This is a genomic window from Bdellovibrio bacteriovorus (assembly GCF_001592755.1).
In the GTDB taxonomy this organism is placed as follows: Bacteria; Bdellovibrionota; Bdellovibrionia; order Bdellovibrionales; family Bdellovibrionaceae; genus Bdellovibrio; species Bdellovibrio bacteriovorus_E.
Window position 1 is genome coordinate 21771 of sequence record NZ_LUKF01000007.1, and the last position, 14546, is coordinate 36316.

General features: G+C 46.0%; 17 protein-coding genes. 3 read left to right on the forward strand and 14 right to left on the reverse strand.

Annotated elements, in window-relative coordinates; genetic code table 11:
- Window positions 1-12: 12 nt before the first annotated feature.
- Complete coding sequence (locus AZI85_RS06005) at window positions 13-1857, reverse strand: hypothetical protein (RefSeq protein ID WP_063243245.1); 1845 nt, start codon at window positions 1855-1857, stop codon at window positions 13-15.
- A gap of 223 nt (window positions 1858-2080) precedes the next feature.
- Here AZI85_RS06005 and AZI85_RS06010 point away from each other — a divergent pair, with 223 nt between their 5' ends.
- Window positions 2081-2464 carry a hypothetical protein gene (locus AZI85_RS06010; protein WP_063243246.1) on the forward strand — a complete coding sequence of 128 codons (384 nt, stop codon included), beginning with the start codon at window positions 2081-2083 and terminating at the stop codon, window positions 2462-2464.
- Between the two features lie 603 nt (window positions 2465-3067).
- Here the strand turns inward: AZI85_RS06010 and AZI85_RS17945 are convergent.
- The 5 genes from AZI85_RS17945 to AZI85_RS06035 form a co-directional block, all read right to left on the reverse strand.
- Entirely contained in the window at window positions 3068-3196 is a 129-nt protein-coding gene (locus AZI85_RS17945; RefSeq protein WP_301335686.1) for a hypothetical protein, read from the reverse strand.
- A 304-nt stretch (window positions 3197-3500) separates the two neighbouring features.
- On the reverse strand, window positions 3501-3899 hold the full coding sequence (gene rpsI, locus AZI85_RS06020) for a 30S ribosomal protein S9 (protein WP_041871182.1): 399 nt from the start codon (window positions 3897-3899) through the stop codon (window positions 3501-3503).
- 13 nt (window positions 3900-3912) lie between these two features.
- Window positions 3913-4353 (reverse strand): 50S ribosomal protein L13, encoded by a 441-nt coding sequence (rplM, locus tag AZI85_RS06025; RefSeq protein ID WP_041871184.1) that lies wholly within the window; start codon window positions 4351-4353, stop codon window positions 3913-3915.
- A 110-nt stretch (window positions 4354-4463) separates the two neighbouring features.
- Complete coding sequence (gene truA, locus AZI85_RS06030; RefSeq protein ID WP_063243248.1) at window positions 4464-5252, reverse strand: tRNA pseudouridine(38-40) synthase TruA; 789 nt, start codon at window positions 5250-5252, stop codon at window positions 4464-4466.
- A gap of 99 nt (window positions 5253-5351) precedes the next feature.
- Window positions 5352-6017: a L,D-transpeptidase family protein gene (locus tag AZI85_RS06035; RefSeq protein ID WP_081110931.1), complete on the reverse strand. Its 666-nt coding sequence runs from the start codon at window positions 6015-6017 to the stop codon at window positions 5352-5354.
- A 216-nt stretch (window positions 6018-6233) separates the two neighbouring features.
- Between AZI85_RS06035 and AZI85_RS06040 the strand changes: the two genes are divergently transcribed.
- Window positions 6234-6491: a hypothetical protein gene (locus AZI85_RS06040; protein ID WP_063243249.1), complete on the forward strand. Its 258-nt coding sequence runs from the start codon at window positions 6234-6236 to the stop codon at window positions 6489-6491.
- Here AZI85_RS06040 and AZI85_RS06045 read toward each other — a convergent pair.
- The 6 genes from AZI85_RS06045 to AZI85_RS06070 all read right to left on the reverse strand — a co-directional run bounded on the left by AZI85_RS06045 (window position 6485) and on the right by AZI85_RS06070 (window position 12203).
- On the reverse strand, window positions 6485-7564 hold the full coding sequence (locus tag AZI85_RS06045; protein ID WP_063243250.1) for a hypothetical protein: 1080 nt from the start codon (window positions 7562-7564) through the stop codon (window positions 6485-6487). The genes AZI85_RS06040 and AZI85_RS06045 overlap by 7 nt on opposite strands.
- Window positions 7561-8889 carry a CFI-box-CTERM domain-containing protein gene (locus AZI85_RS06050; protein WP_063243251.1) on the reverse strand — a complete coding sequence of 443 codons (1329 nt, stop codon included), beginning with the start codon at window positions 8887-8889 and terminating at the stop codon, window positions 7561-7563. The genes AZI85_RS06045 and AZI85_RS06050 overlap by 4 nt, the downstream gene beginning before the upstream one ends.
- Window positions 8890-8999: 110 nt before the next feature.
- Entirely contained in the window at window positions 9000-10007 is a 1008-nt protein-coding gene (locus AZI85_RS06055; protein WP_063243252.1) for an aspartate-semialdehyde dehydrogenase, read from the reverse strand.
- The gene (gene pssA, locus AZI85_RS06060) at window positions 9991-10845 is read right to left on the reverse strand and encodes a CDP-diacylglycerol--serine O-phosphatidyltransferase (protein ID WP_063206234.1); all 855 of its coding nucleotides are present in this window, start codon (window positions 10843-10845) and stop codon (window positions 9991-9993) included. Before pssA ends, AZI85_RS06055 begins: the two co-directional genes overlap by 17 nt.
- A gap of 37 nt (window positions 10846-10882) precedes the next feature.
- Entirely contained in the window at window positions 10883-11548 is a 666-nt protein-coding gene (locus AZI85_RS06065) for a diacylglycerol/polyprenol kinase family protein (protein WP_063243253.1), read from the reverse strand.
- A gap of 148 nt (window positions 11549-11696) precedes the next feature.
- Window positions 11697-12203, reverse strand: coding sequence for a hypothetical protein (locus AZI85_RS06070; protein WP_063243254.1), 507 nt, complete (start codon window positions 12201-12203; stop codon window positions 11697-11699).
- Between the two features lie 138 nt (window positions 12204-12341).
- Here AZI85_RS06070 and AZI85_RS06075 point away from each other — a divergent pair, with 138 nt between their 5' ends.
- Window positions 12342-13430, forward strand: coding sequence for a hypothetical protein (locus tag AZI85_RS06075; protein WP_063243255.1), 1089 nt, complete (start codon window positions 12342-12344; stop codon window positions 13428-13430).
- A gap of 49 nt (window positions 13431-13479) precedes the next feature.
- Here the strand turns inward: AZI85_RS06075 and AZI85_RS06080 are convergent, their stop codons facing one another.
- Window positions 13480-13887 carry an ExbD/TolR family protein gene (locus tag AZI85_RS06080; RefSeq protein ID WP_063243256.1) on the reverse strand — a complete coding sequence of 136 codons (408 nt, stop codon included), beginning with the start codon at window positions 13885-13887 and terminating at the stop codon, window positions 13480-13482.
- Window positions 13888-13890: 3 nt separating this feature from the next.
- Entirely contained in the window at window positions 13891-14520 is a 630-nt protein-coding gene (locus tag AZI85_RS06085) for a MotA/TolQ/ExbB proton channel family protein (RefSeq protein ID WP_063243257.1), read from the reverse strand.
- Window positions 14521-14546: the final 26 nt, after the last annotated feature.

Genomic DNA, 14546 nt, shown 5'->3' on the forward strand with positions numbered 1-14546 from the left:
TTAAACGGACAGCTAAAAATTAATACCTAATCCCACAGTTCCGTAGAAAGTAGTCAATTTAGCACCACTGCCGTCAGAGCTTTTCTCGAAATAATAGTTTTTCAAACCAAATCCGGCCTCTCCGAAGAAGCTAGGGGTCCACAAAACTTTTCCATGGAAATTCAGAACGTAGTCGTCGCCCAGGGTGATATCACTGTCAGTCGACGACACATACTTGATGAACTCCATGTCCACCCACTTTGGATAGTTCATGAACGGAATTTTACTGAACCAGGTATCAATGGATTTCGGCATCGAACGCGCCCAGAAAAGGCCCACGCCTAACTTCGGAACATTGGCGTCTCCTAAAGTCATTGCTTCGTAAGCGACAATCGCTCCCACTGTTTCATCTTTTTCCCAAAGTCCCGGAGTGAATCTATAGCGAAGATCCGCTTCGGCCACTTTCAAATCGACATTCTCACTAGCGCCTGACTCATCTGTGGCTGGCAACTGGGTTAAAGACGTAAAGTAGCGAGCGCTTACACCCCATCTTTGCTTTGAAAGCCAGTAGTTTTGCGCGCCAAAAATATCGTTGAACCACCAAGACACGTGACCTTCACCTAGCATAACGAAGTCACCGTCAGTCGTTACAACACCGGTCAGACGTAAACTCGCCTCCCCGGCGCCCGCTCGGTAAATTTCAAGATAGGATTTGTGCGTGGCTTTTTCGCCTTGCACATCGAGGTAAACGGTATTGTTCGCAAACTTTTGCGGAGCTTCGAACTCCCACGTTTGCATGTTGTCAGCGGCGTCGCGGACCTGCATTTGATCTTTGGATTTATAAGTCCCTTTGATGGCTCGATCGGAAATAAAACGACGATCCTGTTGGCGTGGCGGATTTTGGATTTCCAACTCATAACTGAAAATACCGCCGGACTTTCCAGGAATTACCAAGCGAGATTTTTTTACCGGAAAATCCGCCGCCCACAAATCACGAGCTTCGGCGATCGTGCTTTGAAAACCCAAAATCTGCGTGATTTTACCATAGTCATTGCCAGAGATCGTTTTTGCTTCTGCTTTTAGAGGCTTCGGCATTTCACCTGTGATGGTCACATGATCTTTCTTTTCCGATTCAATCATGTCTTTTACAATCGGTGCCACCGGTTCAGAAACGAATTCATACGTTGCATTCGTGCTGAGAGTTGCAAGAAACTGCACGGGAGTTCCCACGGCCACTTCCTCGCCGCCTTTGAGTTTCTTTTCATCATTTTGAAAAATCACTCGCGGAGTCGTCGAAGATTTCGCGAGTCCCAGTTGCACGCCGGATTCTTTCACTTCAACCGCATAGTTTTGAGTACACATTCCAGAATAACCACGACCTACTTCAGAGCGGATACAGAAGTGAAATCTTTCACCATCTTTCCACTGAGGACCGTCAGATCCACGCACACCCTTGAAGGACCATGTTCCTTTTCCGTCCGCCGCTTTTTTCCAAAGTTCTTTACCCTGCTCGTTGATGACCGAAATATCACCGCCGGGAACAAGCTCAGTGTCCCAAGTGAAATTCAATGTGTCGCCTTCAAGTTTTGCCGTGAACGAGTTGTTATTGAAAGTGACGCCGTTGATATCTAACTCTTGGCCTTTTGATTTTTGCAAATCGAAATCGACGCGAGGATTTTTGATTTTGAGTTCTTGATCAACGACCGAAAAGAAAAGCGGTTTATCAAACTCTGTCATTTTCTTTTCGACGGTTGCCGCTGGCGCTTCCTGTTTCTTCGGCTCTTCTTTTTTTGCGGCTTCAGTCTTCGGCGCTTCTTGTGCAAAAGCAAACTGTGAAAAACACCAGCTGCAAATCAATGATGCAATAACCAATTTCACGAAACGTCCCTCTTTTGAATTGCTGTAGATTGTTAAAGAATAAACTAATTAGTACTCTGAGAGACATTAAATCCTGGAAGCTCAGACCTTGTGCCAGAAACCTGCGGTCACTTTGCCGGAACGAATCAACCCCGCTCACCCTAAATAGTGCATTGCATTTGCATTGCCTGCTACCCGTGGGTGAAATAGCCTCCCTTACGCAATCAACCTTAGGAGGGTTTTAATGAAATCACTTATCGTAGCAGCTTTGGTTCTTATGGGTTCTTCTGCAATGGCTGAAACTATTTTCAACTGCGCAGTTCCAGAGAGCAAATTCGTATCAATGAACATCGACCTAGCTGACGACCAATCAGCAGACTTCGTAACAGTTTCTTTGAGCGAAAAATCAAAACAATCGATTTTCTTCTCTCAGATGGATAAAGGCGCTGTAACAGAGCAATTGAACAACGGTTTCTTGCAACTTCTAGCTTTGACTGACAAGTCAGCTCAAGAAGACGGCGTTATCAAAAACACAGGTTTCCTAGCTATTGGTAAAGAAGCAGACGGTTCATTCGGCGGCTTCCTAGCAGCTAACGGCAACATCTACCCACTTTCTTGCTCTAAGTAATTAGAACGAAAAATGGAGAGTTGAAAAGGCACCTTCGGGTGCCTTTTTTATTTTGGAAGAGAGTCTCAGGGTAAAGCCAGCAACGGGGACAGTGAATGAACACCGTACCTCGGCAGAACCGAATCCAACAATCACTTCACGACTCCAGATTTTAATCAAAAAAGAGACTAAGTTACTGCCACCGTGGCAGTAAGCAAATGCGTCACACGCAAAACCGTGAATCAGTATGATCGGGCCGTCGCAAAATGGGAGCTTCTTAGCCGCTTACTTCCACGGTGGAAGTAAAATGAAGTTCCATGATTATCGTACTTCTGTTTGATTAGATTAATTAATGGGAAGCGAAATGTTTCGGTGATAACCGCCACCAATCTGTGCCCAACGGATTTGGATGAAATCTTACCTTTCGATTGGAAAAATTAATTCGATATTTGTGGGAGAGCTAACCGACCCAACTCCACTTCTCTTGCCCGACCAGATTCCGGAATAAAAGAACCCGGTACCTTTTCAACACAAACGGAAGCAGGTACCTTTCACGGTGGAAGTTACTGCCACGGTGGCAGTAAGTATTTGCGCTAGAATATCAAGTAATTGGCACCCGAATTATCAATCATCCAGCGAGTTCGAAAAATCCACCACAAACGAAATCACGGCAAAGCCCAGACCCAAAAACACCGAACGTCCCAATAGATTCCAAAATAAAACAAATCCCTCGTTATCACGAAGACAGTTCATCCCAGTTTTTTAGAATTATTCGAAGAAACGAACATCGAATCCAGCAAAGATTTGCGGATGTAAGTGCTACCTGCCTTAGCTGACTGGTCCGAAGAGAGGCCTTTGCCGGCGCATGAATGCGCGAACCGCCCAAAGGGCGGCGGCAACGAGCCCGGAAGGCGTGCCGACCGAAGCGACCAGCCAGCTAAGGCAGGCAGCACTTCCATCCGCAAATCCACCGCAAGAACGACGACCGACCCAGAGAAAAAAGCAAAAAAAAAGGGAGCTGAAACAGCTCCCTTTCCCGTCCGATAACCCGAAACGATTAACGTTTAGAGTATTGGAATCTACGACGAGCGCCGGCTTTACCGTATTTTTTACGCTCAACCATACGAGGATCACGCATAACGAATCCAGCTTTCTTAAGAGTTCCTTTGAACTCCGCATTGAAAGCGATCAAAGCACGAGTGATACCCAAACGGATTGCACCAGCTTGTCCAGACTCACCACCACCAGAAACAGTGATTTTAGCGTCGAACTTGCCAAGTTGGCCCAATAGATCAAGAGGCTGTACGATCACCATGCGTGATTGCATACGGCTCAAGTAATCATCAGATTTTTTTCCGTTGATTGTGATGTTGCCTTTACCAGGCTTCAAGAAAACGCGCGCAGAGCTCGTTTTTCTTCTTCCAGTTGCATAATAGAATTTATCTGCTGCTGCCATTGTCTATCTCCAATTACTTCTTAGAAGGAAGTGTGTAAAGAGCTGGCTTTTGAGCAGCATGAGGATGCTCAGCACCAGTGTATGCCTTCATTTTCATGATAACTTGGCGAGAAAGCTTGTTTGTAGGAAGCATTCCGCGAACAGCTTCGTGAATGATGAAAGTAGAATCTTTCTCTTTCGCTTGAGCTGCAGTCATCTCTTTCAAAGAACCGAAGAAGCGAGAGTGACGGTAGTATTTTTTGTCATCCCACTTAGTTCCAGAAAGCTCCATTTTGTCCGTGTTGATAACAACAACGAAGTCGCCAGTATCAACGTTAGGAGTGAAAATAGGTTTGTTCTTTCCACGAAGAATGTTTGCAACAGTTGTCGCTACACGACCGACCTTTTGGTCAGCGGCATCAACGATCCACCATTTTCTTTCAACTTCATCTGCTTTTGCATTGAAAGTTTTCATTAGGGTCTCCAGTTTCATTTTGAATACGTCAGTTTTACCGTCTGCGTATTCGGCAAAAAATGTTTGAGTTTAACAACGGGCTCTTACACTATTTTGCGGGAAGGGATGTTTTAAAGTTCTATACACCCATTGTCAAGGTCCTGGGGATAATAAACCTTCATTAAATAAAGGCCTTCCGCAGGGGCGGGGGGACCGGCTTTTCGACGGTCTTTGAAGCTTAAAATGCGCTCCATCTCTTGGGGATCTAAGCCCTTTCTCTCTAACATTAATGAGGTTCCCACAATATTGCGCACCATCTGCTTTAAAAAGCCGTTTCCGGTGACCGTAAATTGAAGAACGTCAGGACGACGCCACTCCCAATCCGCCTGATAAATCTCGCGCTCGGTATCTAAAACTGGTGTTCCGACCGACTGAAAGCTCTTAAAGTCATGATTTCCCAAAAGAAATTCAGAACTCGAGATCAGATGATGGATGTCGATAGGCTTCCGTTCCCAAGCCATGTAACGAGCCAAATGAGCGCTGGGACGAGGGCGATTTAAAAGCAGATATCTATATGTCTTATGGGTCGCCGACAACGTCGCATGAAATTCTTGGGGAGCAATCCAGGCCTTTTTCACGACGATCGATGGAGGCAATTGAGAGTTCAAAGCCCAGCAGAAGTCCCATTTTTTAGCCGGATCAATCTTGCGATGCGTAGAAAAGTGGCAGACTTGGTTCAGGGCATGAACCCCGGCATCAGTGCGGCCGGAAGCGAACAAGGTGATCTTTTCAGCAAAAACCTTCTCTAAGGCCCTTTCGATCACATGGCCTACAGAAATCTGATCTTCTTGTTTTTGCTTCTGCCACCCGCAGAACCCGGTGCCGTCATAGGCCACGGTGAATTTCACTTTCGTCAACATGGGCGGCAAAGTATCAGCTTAGGTTCCTTGCGACAAGGCTATGTTTTCGTAGGCGCCGTCTCGGAAATTTTTCAACGGCGCCGACGATCTTTTAGGAGTCTATTTAGAAGTTTGAGGCTCTTCAGGCAAAGAAGGCTCTGTCGGCTCTTGCGGTTCCTGAGGCTTTGGTGGCTTCGGAGTCATCTTACAGATCTCAATCGTCGTCCCCTGCTGAACCAGGTTGTAGATTTCGTAGATCTCTTGATCCGTCACTGCGATACAACCTGCTGTCCAGTTGCTCGGATGGATGGCTCCGACAAACTTATTAAAATCCGGGCGAGATTTAGCATTCGGGAATCCGTGAATCATGATGTCGCCACCTGCGGACTTTCCTTTGGACTTCGCATACTCAAGATCTTGCTTATTCGGGTAAGAGACATGAAGAGAAAGATAATAAGCACTCTTCGGATTCTTACCATCGATGTAGTAGATACCTTCCGGCGTTTTGTAGTCTCCCTCAAATTGTTTGTGACCTTCAGGGACAAGTCCGAAAGCGACCTTGTAAGACTTCACCATTACATCTTTGCTTAGAAGATAAAGCTCTTTGCGATCTTTACTCACAAGAATGCGGTCGATCTTGTTCTTTTTATCCAAACCGAAACGCTTGAACTGGTCTGAATTCAGACGAGGAAAGTTGTCGACACGTTGAATGTCATCACAGTAGCGAGTTTGTGCGAATGACAAAGACGTAATGAATAATCCGGTAAGAAGAATGAGTTTTTTCATAGCGGAATTGATAGCACGGCCACCGAAAAAACCCCTAAAAATTTATAGCGTATTTCGCGGAACAAGTATGAATACAGCGAGCACGATTTAAAGTGGACTTCGCGGTGTACAGACTGTAGTCACCTCTGTTCTCTTTTCACGGTGTATTGACCACCCCTAAGGAAAGTCGTACTCCATGCCATCTTTTTTTAATAACCAAATCCAAGGAGTAAAATCATGAAATCATTAATCGTAGGTTTGATGTTAGTTGTTTCTTCAACTGCAATGGCTCAAGAAGATATCGTTAGCCATCGTGAATCTGACTACCAAGTAGACGTTCTTAGCTGGTGTGAAGAGAACTACGTAATGGGCCAAAACTCAAAAGGTGAAGTTGAAGTTCGTTACAACTGTTCTGAGCAAGGTTTGAAATGCACAGCGGGTTCTATGTACCGTATGAACCGCACTATTCACTTCGCTTCTTGCCAACCTCAGTAATCGACTGTGATACCGGCACCCGCTATGCCGGAAGTGAAATCCAGATCTTCATTGAAGGTCTGGAGATAGCGGTAGTCTAAAGACACCCACAAATTAGAGATGCCGTATTCCGATTTCAAAGTGAATGCGGTTTCTCGATCCATCGCTGAAATATTAATTAACAATCCTGCAGCTCCGTAAGCACCCGGTGTTCCCACCGCAGATGGTGTGGCTCCGTCGTCACGAAATTCAGCCACTCCGATATAAGTTCCACCACCAGAAACATAAGGCGCGAACCACTGACGATCCATCCACTCCAAACGATAGACAAGTCCCAAGTTCAAAGGCACAGCTAAGAACGTGTAACTTTCTTTCGCTTCTTGTCCGACTAAGTCCCCTTCGATGAAGCGGCCTTTGCCATTAGCGATCATAAAACCAAAGCCCGCTTGAATACCGAATTTTCCGTAGCCATTAAAGGGCTGCCACTCATAATCAAACATGAAAAGTGGCTGAGAAGATCCTGAATACATTGTATCGAAGCTTGTCGTCCCATCCGCTGAAATAATTCGTGGTGGATCGATCAAACCCAGACGGAAACTTCCGGTGTGATTGTATTCACCCGACTCTTTGGTGCGATAGATGTAAGCGCCTTCTTTAGTGATCGCGATCAAACCATTCGCCGCTTGAGGATGTTCGATGTACTCGGTCCCACCACGAGCAGAACGACGAATCACTTTACCTTGCTGAATCGGACTTGCCGGTTTGACTTCAACCACTGGAGCTGGAGGCGCAGGAACCACTTCAGGTTCTTCGGCGACAACAGGAGATTCATCTTCGATTGACAGCTCTTCTTCTAAGTCTTTATTCGGATCGGCGTCTTCATTCAGATTCACCGTTTCTTTTTGCGGCGGTTGAAGATTTGATTCCGGAGCGGCACTTTGAATTTCGTCTTCAATGCTTAAGGCCTCTGAATCAAATTCGGTGTCTTCTTGAACAAACGGAGGTTCTTGCGGAGCCGACTCGGCCTCTTGCGCTTGAACTGTGTGAAACGAAACCACTGCTAAAAGAGCGATAAAATATTTCGACCAAGTCACAGTTCACCTCGGAATCGACGGCCTAAAATCAAACGGCGATAAAGACCATAAATAGTCACGCCACCCAAAGAAAGAAGGGCAAAAGCAGTCCAAAATCCTAAAGCCACACTGGCACGCGCAAATAAAAGCAAAGGCCATAAAGCCGCGCGGACTGCCGCTTTCGCAACTTCGCTTTCGGCAATCAGGTTCGCATAGTAAGGACTGTGTTTGTAATAGAACTTAACAAAAGCTTTTCCCCATTTGCTAGGAAGAAGGAACTTGTTACGGAACTCACGGAAGCTTTCCACTTCGGGTGCCATCTGACTGCCGAAAGCCGCGGTCGCAATGAAGCAGCTTTTATCATCCAGCAATCCCACAACCGCTGCCGGCGTACCGCAAAGCTCAGCCGCAGTCACTGGTGATCCCGAGCTTCCCGGAATCGGCGTGAAATGAGAAATCACACCCGTCATATCCATATTCGCCATGACCATGCAATAGCGCTGACCATTGACCAGACCATCCACGCGATCATCAACAATCGGAGGATTTGCGGAACGATTCACCGGAAGTTCAAACATCGACGAAGCGTTGCTGATACTTGCAATCGTCGTATTGTCGTCGGTAACAAAAGGTTCGTAAAAGAAAACAACCGAGCGGAATTCTACACCGGGAGCTGGTGAAGCCGGATACCCATCCGAGTAAACCATGTTTTCTACGTAAAGTTTTTCATCACCCGGAAAGACATTGAAGTGACAGAACCCTTGGTTCGCAGCAACTGGAGCTGTATTGCAATCTGTATAAAGAGAATCAGAACCATCCGCAGCAGCCACACGCGTATTCAACCTAAATGTCATTGAATCCGTTGCCGCTGATCCACCGGATGTCGTGTTGATTCCAACAACCAAATCCTTATTCATGCTGCTATCGCAATTGCCGACACCCGCAGCTTGGCAGATTTCAGCCCACGTCGCTTGAAACGTCAGAACACCACTGTCGAAAGTCCAAGGCAGAGTAGAGCTGACATCGTCTTCGCCAATTTTCGCATAAACCGTCCCCGTCGTGTTCGTCGAAGTCATTTGAATGACTAAACGAAGATTGGGATAAGCGCTGGTTCTGTTACACGAAAAAAGTTTTCCGCCCGCAGAAGTTCCTGTGCAGCTGTCACAAGTAAAAGATCCGTCACCAGTACAGGCGACCGCCGGAGTAAACCCCGCATAAATAATAGGTTTCGCTGGATCAGAAAGATCACGGTTTGAGTCGCCAGAAATAGAATTCAAAGTCATGGTGGCATGACTGCTGAACGAAAGAAGGAAAATGCTGGCTGCCGTGATTACAGAAAGCTTCATCCTTTTAATCGAACCATGCGAAGGTCGAGATGTCAAAAAAAGCTCAAACTCAAGACCTTCGTCGAATCAGACGGGGATTATGTAAAAAGGTGGGAAAACCCACCTTTTTATTAACTGAAGAAGATTTGTTCGGCGATTTGGATACCGTTCAGAGCAGCCCCTTTACGGATATTGTCTGAAACCACCCACATCAACCACATTTTTGGGTTCTCGGGATCGCGATGCACGCGTCCCACGTACACAGGGTCTTTGCCAGAAACATCGCGGGCCAAAGGATAAACACTTTTCTTAGGTTCATCTTGAAGCACAATGCCTTTGAATTCGGAAAGTGTCGCCATGACTTGATCGCGGCTGACTTCTTTGTTCAAAGTCACCCACACAGATTCGCTGTGCGCATTCAATGCGGGGATACGAACTGTGAACGCCGAAACTTTCAGTTTGTCCTGACCCAAGATCTTGCGCGTTTCTTTCATGATTTTGACTTCTTCACTGCAGTAGCCATCGTCATTAAAAGAACCGATTTGCGGGATACAGTTAAAAAGAATCGTATGCGGGAATGTTTTTGGTTGATGATCGTCTTTGTGATTTGACGTTTGCTCCATCAACTCATCATAGCCACCTTGTCCAGCGCCACTCACCGCTTGATAAGTGCTGACTCGCACTTCTTCTAAACCAAACTTATCCAAAAGTGGTTTTAGTGCCACAACCAACTGAATGGTTGAGCAGTTTGGATTAGCAATGATTTGCGGCTTGGAATCTTTAGTGACTAAGTTGCCATTCACTTCCGGAACTACCAGCACTGTGTCTGGATCCATACGGAAAGCGGCCGAGTTATCAACAGCAAACGCACCGGCTTTCACCGCCTTAGGTGCCCACTCTTTAGAAATATCATCACCGGAAGAAAAGAACACAAGATCAAGGCCGTCAAAGCAGCCCTCTTTAAGGACTTGCACCGGCCAAGAAGTGCCCTGCAAATCGATTTTCTTTCCTAGTGAGTTCTCAGATGCAAAAGGGCGCAGCTCCTGAATGGGAAAACTGCGCTCTTCAAGAAGTTTCATGAAAGTTTGGCCTACCATGCCGGTAGCGCCAACGACTCCGACTTTAAGTTTTCTTTTCATCTTTCTTCGCCTCTTCTTCCTCTTCTTCGAGGACTAAGTCACTCTCGTGCACTTGCGCGGGAGCATACACACTGGGCTTAATTTTACGAATGTTCTTTCCAAGCTTGAAGACACCGAAAACTGCACCCAAAGCGGCATAACCCATGAAAAGCACGAACAGCATCACTTCAGGGCGAAGTGCAACGACAACCAAAACACCGACACCCAAAATCAGGTAACGGAATGGAAGGCGCTCTTTCAGATCTAAATCTTTAAAGCTACGGAAACGGAAGTTACTTACCATCACTAGCGCCAAAAGGATCGTCATGATCAAAAGACCATAGTTACCTAGTGGCTCTAATTCCAAATCTTGGAAGGCAAGAACTGAAGAAGCTACGATACCCGCAGCCATCGGAATTGGTAAACCTTGGAAATAGTTTTTTTCAACAACGTTTGCTTGAACGTTGAAACGCGCCAAACGAAGAGCACCGCAAGCTACGAAAAGGAAGCACGCCACCCAACCCAAGCGACCAAACGGCTGAAGCGCCCACAAGAACAATAAAGTCCCTGGAGCCATACCAAAGCTGACAAGGTCACATAAAGAATCGTATTCGGCACCGAACTTACTTGTTGAACGAGTCAAACGCGCCAAACGACCATCTAATTGGTCAAAGACCGCCGCAACAACAATTGCATAAGCGGCATAAAGATAATTTCCTTTGATAGATTGAATCACTGCAAAGAAACCAGAGAACAAGTTTCCTGTCGTCATCAAATTCGGAAGAATATAGATATACATTGCCAAGCGCTGTGCTTTGGCATCTTCGGAATCAATTTTTTCTAGATGAGTATCTGCCATTGTCTTCTCCCGCCATGTGGTCCATGGCAGGGAAACATTATCCTACAGTGGCAAAAAATCCAAAGAAATAAAACAGGATGGTGAGGCCAACGGCGCTCATCACAGGCAAAGTCAGGTTGTCATCAAGCTTTCCGATGGGAATAAGCTCTGCAAATGCACCGACAAGACCGGCGAACAAGCTGACCACGACGATGCGATCCATGAGATAATTGTGATATAGCAAGTAGAAGAAAGTAAGTGCGGCGCAAACAAAGAACGCTGCCATGAAGCCTTGGATTGATTTATGTCCAAAGATTTTATCTTTACCGTACAAAATTCCAAAGTAACTTGCGATGGGATCTGCGAAAGCCAAGAACAATAAAGTCAAAGCTACGATCTGACGAGGAAACAAAATATCAACAATAAGAACGCCCGAAAGTAAGAACGTCGTCCCCGCCAACTTTTTTACTTCGCTTTGGCGCATGATCGGTTTGAAAGCGTGCACGGCCCAATCATTGAGAGCTGCATTTTTTTGACGCAAAAAATCGAAAGGAACAAACATCAACCAAGCGGCCACAAGAATTGTCATAGACACAGCCGGCGGAAGATAGACGTACGCAAGGAACATCACGGAGACTCCCGACATATGCCATATTTTTCGAGCATAATGAATGTCCGAACGCTTCTTTAAATCCACTGGCTGTAAAAATCCTTCAAGTAACATCAATTTTATCCCACGTTAGGCATCCGTAAAGGGGCCTGGAGTGTGCTAAATTTGCAACGCCGGCGGCTACCTTAAAGGGTGAGGAACGGAAGATCAATTTAATTGATCCTACTCTAGCTGAGTGCATTAAGATATTGATTTGTTTATGTTAAATCTTAGACGAATGAATACGAACAACCTCTTCCACGGCTTTTCCAGAGCGTTCGCGATAACGAATCGCGATTTCATTGTCGCCATTCTGAAGTTGGATGAGGTCGGTTTGATATTTGTCAGCACCGCTGTTGAAGATCGAAGCAGTGTAACCATTGCTCTTATTAATGATTTCAAGCTCCCCGTCTTTCAGATTTTTTAGACAGTTCTTTCCTTGAAATTGAACATAGCCACCCGTCACCGTCACTTTGCCTGCCGCTTTTTTTGCGCAGTTCAAATCGTAGTGAGTGAAATGGGACAAAGCTGCTGGAGCTTGTACGGACGCACCTTGAGGCACGCTTGCAGGCTCACGTTGAGAAAGAGTTGGCGACGTTTGCACATCCGCAGTGACGACTTCAATAGGATCATTGCTTGTCAGCGTGAAAAACGTAGGGATGCCTAGAAGCGCTACAAGAAAAGACGTAATAATAAGGAAATGAGTATCTGTTGGCTGACTCTTAAACATAATATCCTAGATCGGATATTTGCTTCCAGACTTTAGCCGTATCAATTTGAGAAACTAAACAGAATTACCGGCTGTTTCCTCAAGTTTTTCCACATTTCTTCCGTATTTAAGTCTAGTAAACTTTCGGGGGAATGTTGAATGAACACGCGAATTCTCAAAAAGATCCGCAAATTCCGCGTATTCTCTGGGCTTTTGATCATGTCCCTCACAGTTTTGTCGTTTCAAAACTGTGCTCCGGCTCCTATGGAAGAAAAGACAGAAGGTTCAACTTCTGGTTCATCGACTAGCAAAGATTCTTCATCTATCTGGAATTCACGTCCGTCAAGTGGCGGAGGTAACGGCGTTACCATTGGTGGAGGCGGATCTTCTGGCGGTGGTGGCACTGTTGGTGTCGGCAGCGGTTCCTCAGGAGGAAACTCGGGTTCTGGCGGCGGAAGTATCGGCGTCGGCGGCGGAGGCTCGGGTGGTTCTTCAGGTGGCGGCGTAAATCCTGGCGGAGGCGGAACTCCAAGTCAGACTGGATTTCGTATCGTGACTCAACCCCAAGGCGTGACTGTGCAAGAAGGCGCTCAGTACAATCTTGAAGTCGTCGCAACGGGCGGAACTCAACCTTATAGTTTTCAATGGTATAAAGACAGTAAAGCCATGACTGGTATTTGGGGCACTTATAGTTTTATCAGTGACAATGCGACCAGCTATTCCAAAGAGGGCACTTACTATGTCATCGTGAAAGATGCGACTGGTAAGAGCATACAAAGTACATTGGCGCGCGTTTCGATCTCGGAACCTGCCGTGGGCTGTACAGCCGGATCCTACTTCACATTCACGGAAGCCGCGTACGATGCGGCTTATGGATATTTCCCTGAATACTTCGATGGACCGCGCGGAAAGTTCCTTCTTCATTCTAGCTATGACACTTTGAACTTCCTTTATAACAATCGTAACTTCACGAAACTTTCTGATTATAACGTGCCTGCGAATTTGTCGTACTTACAGCAAACAACGGTTTCTTGCCGCACAACAATTCCGCGCATTCACACGCCTCAACCGAATCCCTCTTATCAATATGATTCGGGATATGGACGCTTCGATGATAACGGATATTGGACTTACCATGGTCGCATCAGTTTTGAATGTCGTAACAAAAAATTGAAATTGCTGACGAATACCTGTCAGTGGGTGCACAACCCGAACTACAACAATGCCGACGGCGGTGGCGGGAATTAGTTTTCTAAATTCAGAAATAAAAAAAGGGCTCTTACCGAGCCCTTTTTTATTATTTTTTATCGATGCTAATTGCGAATTTTTTGACTCCGGAACCCTTGACGATATCAAGAACCCCAACCACTTTTCCGTGGGGCACATCTTTATCGGCCGAGATAATGGCTTGAACATCGGCATTCTTAGCCACTTCTTCCTGAGCTTTTGCTTGCACATCAGCCTCACTCACGAAAGAACCGTTCAAATTGATTCTTCCATCGGCAGTAAGGGCAATGTTCAATTTACTTGGAGCCGTTTGATCTCCGCTAGCTGCTTTCGGCAAATTCACGTTGATCGTGGGCTTCATGAACATAGGAGCTGTCACCATGAAGATGATCAGAACCACCAGGATGATATCCACGAGCGGGACGACGTTAATGTCCGCTATGGCTTCGTTATCATTTCCACCGTCTTTAAATGCCATGGTTTAAACACCTTTTTTCTTAGCATAAGCAAGGCAAAGTTCTTTAACGCTCTCTAAGTTTTGGAAAATGCTTTTCACTTGTTTGCTGTAGTAGTTGTAAAACGCTACTGCTGGGATCGCCACGAAAAGGCCCGCTGCCGTTGCCACAAGGGCCATAGAGATACCGGCCATCACCGTTTGTTGTCCCGCTTCTGGAGTTGTCGCCAAATCATTGAAGGCCTTCATGATACCAAGAACCGTACCAAATAGACCGATGTAGGGAGCATTGGAACCTACAGTCGCCAAGAAGCCCAAGAATTTTTCTAGCTCAGGACGTTCTGTTAAAGCGAATGTATTAAAAATTTCTTCTAGACCTTTGCTGCCTGATTCACGCATGTGTTTCATAGCGTAACCTGCGGCGCGACCCTCAACAGAGTTTGGATCTTTCGCAAGATCTTCCACATCATCAAGACTGTTGCTTTGCAAAGCCAGCTTAATGCGTGCGCGAACACGTTGTGATTCTGCCGAGATTTTTTTAAGTGCAAAATAACGTTCCAAAATCATGCCGATGCTGAGCACACTGAGCACAAGTAAGATCCATAAAACGACCTGATCTGCCAGGTGGGCTACTGTAAATATTTTTTCTGTGAGCATCGGTGATTTCCTCCAAATCTTTGACT

Coding starts and splice junctions, on each gene's coding strand:
- AZI85_RS06035 (WP_081110931.1), bottom strand. CDS start 6,017: ATGAAAAAACTCATTCTTCTTACCGGATTATTCATTACGTCTTTGTCA.
- AZI85_RS06010 (WP_063243246.1), top strand. CDS start 2,081: ATGAAATCACTTATCGTAGCAGCTTTGGTTCTTATGGGTTCTTCTGCA.
- AZI85_RS06065 (WP_063243253.1), bottom strand. CDS start 11,548: ATGTTACTTGAAGGATTTTTACAGCCAGTGGATTTAAAGAAGCGTTCG.
- AZI85_RS06050 (WP_063243251.1), bottom strand. CDS start 8,889: ATGAAGCTTTCTGTAATCACGGCAGCCAGCATTTTCCTTCTTTCGTTC.
- AZI85_RS17945 (WP_301335686.1), bottom strand. CDS start 3,196: ATGAACTGTCTTCGTGATAACGAGGGATTTGTTTTATTTTGGAATCTA.
- pssA (WP_063206234.1), bottom strand. CDS start 10,845: ATGGCAGATACTCATCTAGAAAAAATTGATTCCGAAGATGCCAAAGCA.
- rpsI (WP_041871182.1), bottom strand. CDS start 3,899: ATGGCAGCAGCAGATAAATTCTATTATGCAACTGGAAGAAGAAAAACG.
- rplM (WP_041871184.1), bottom strand. CDS start 4,353: ATGAAAACTTTCAATGCAAAAGCAGATGAAGTTGAAAGAAAATGGTGG.
- AZI85_RS06085 (WP_063243257.1), bottom strand. CDS start 14,520: ATGCTCACAGAAAAAATATTTACAGTAGCCCACCTGGCAGATCAGGTC.
- AZI85_RS06080 (WP_063243256.1), bottom strand. CDS start 13,887: ATGGCATTTAAAGACGGTGGAAATGATAACGAAGCCATAGCGGACATT.
- AZI85_RS06075 (WP_063243255.1), top strand. CDS start 12,342: ATGAACACGCGAATTCTCAAAAAGATCCGCAAATTCCGCGTATTCTCT.
- AZI85_RS06055 (WP_063243252.1), bottom strand. CDS start 10,007: ATGAAAAGAAAACTTAAAGTCGGAGTCGTTGGCGCTACCGGCATGGTA.
- AZI85_RS06040 (WP_063243249.1), top strand. CDS start 6,234: ATGAAATCATTAATCGTAGGTTTGATGTTAGTTGTTTCTTCAACTGCA.
- truA (WP_063243248.1), bottom strand. CDS start 5,252: ATGTTGACGAAAGTGAAATTCACCGTGGCCTATGACGGCACCGGGTTC.
- AZI85_RS06070 (WP_063243254.1), bottom strand. CDS start 12,203: ATGTTTAAGAGTCAGCCAACAGATACTCATTTCCTTATTATTACGTCT.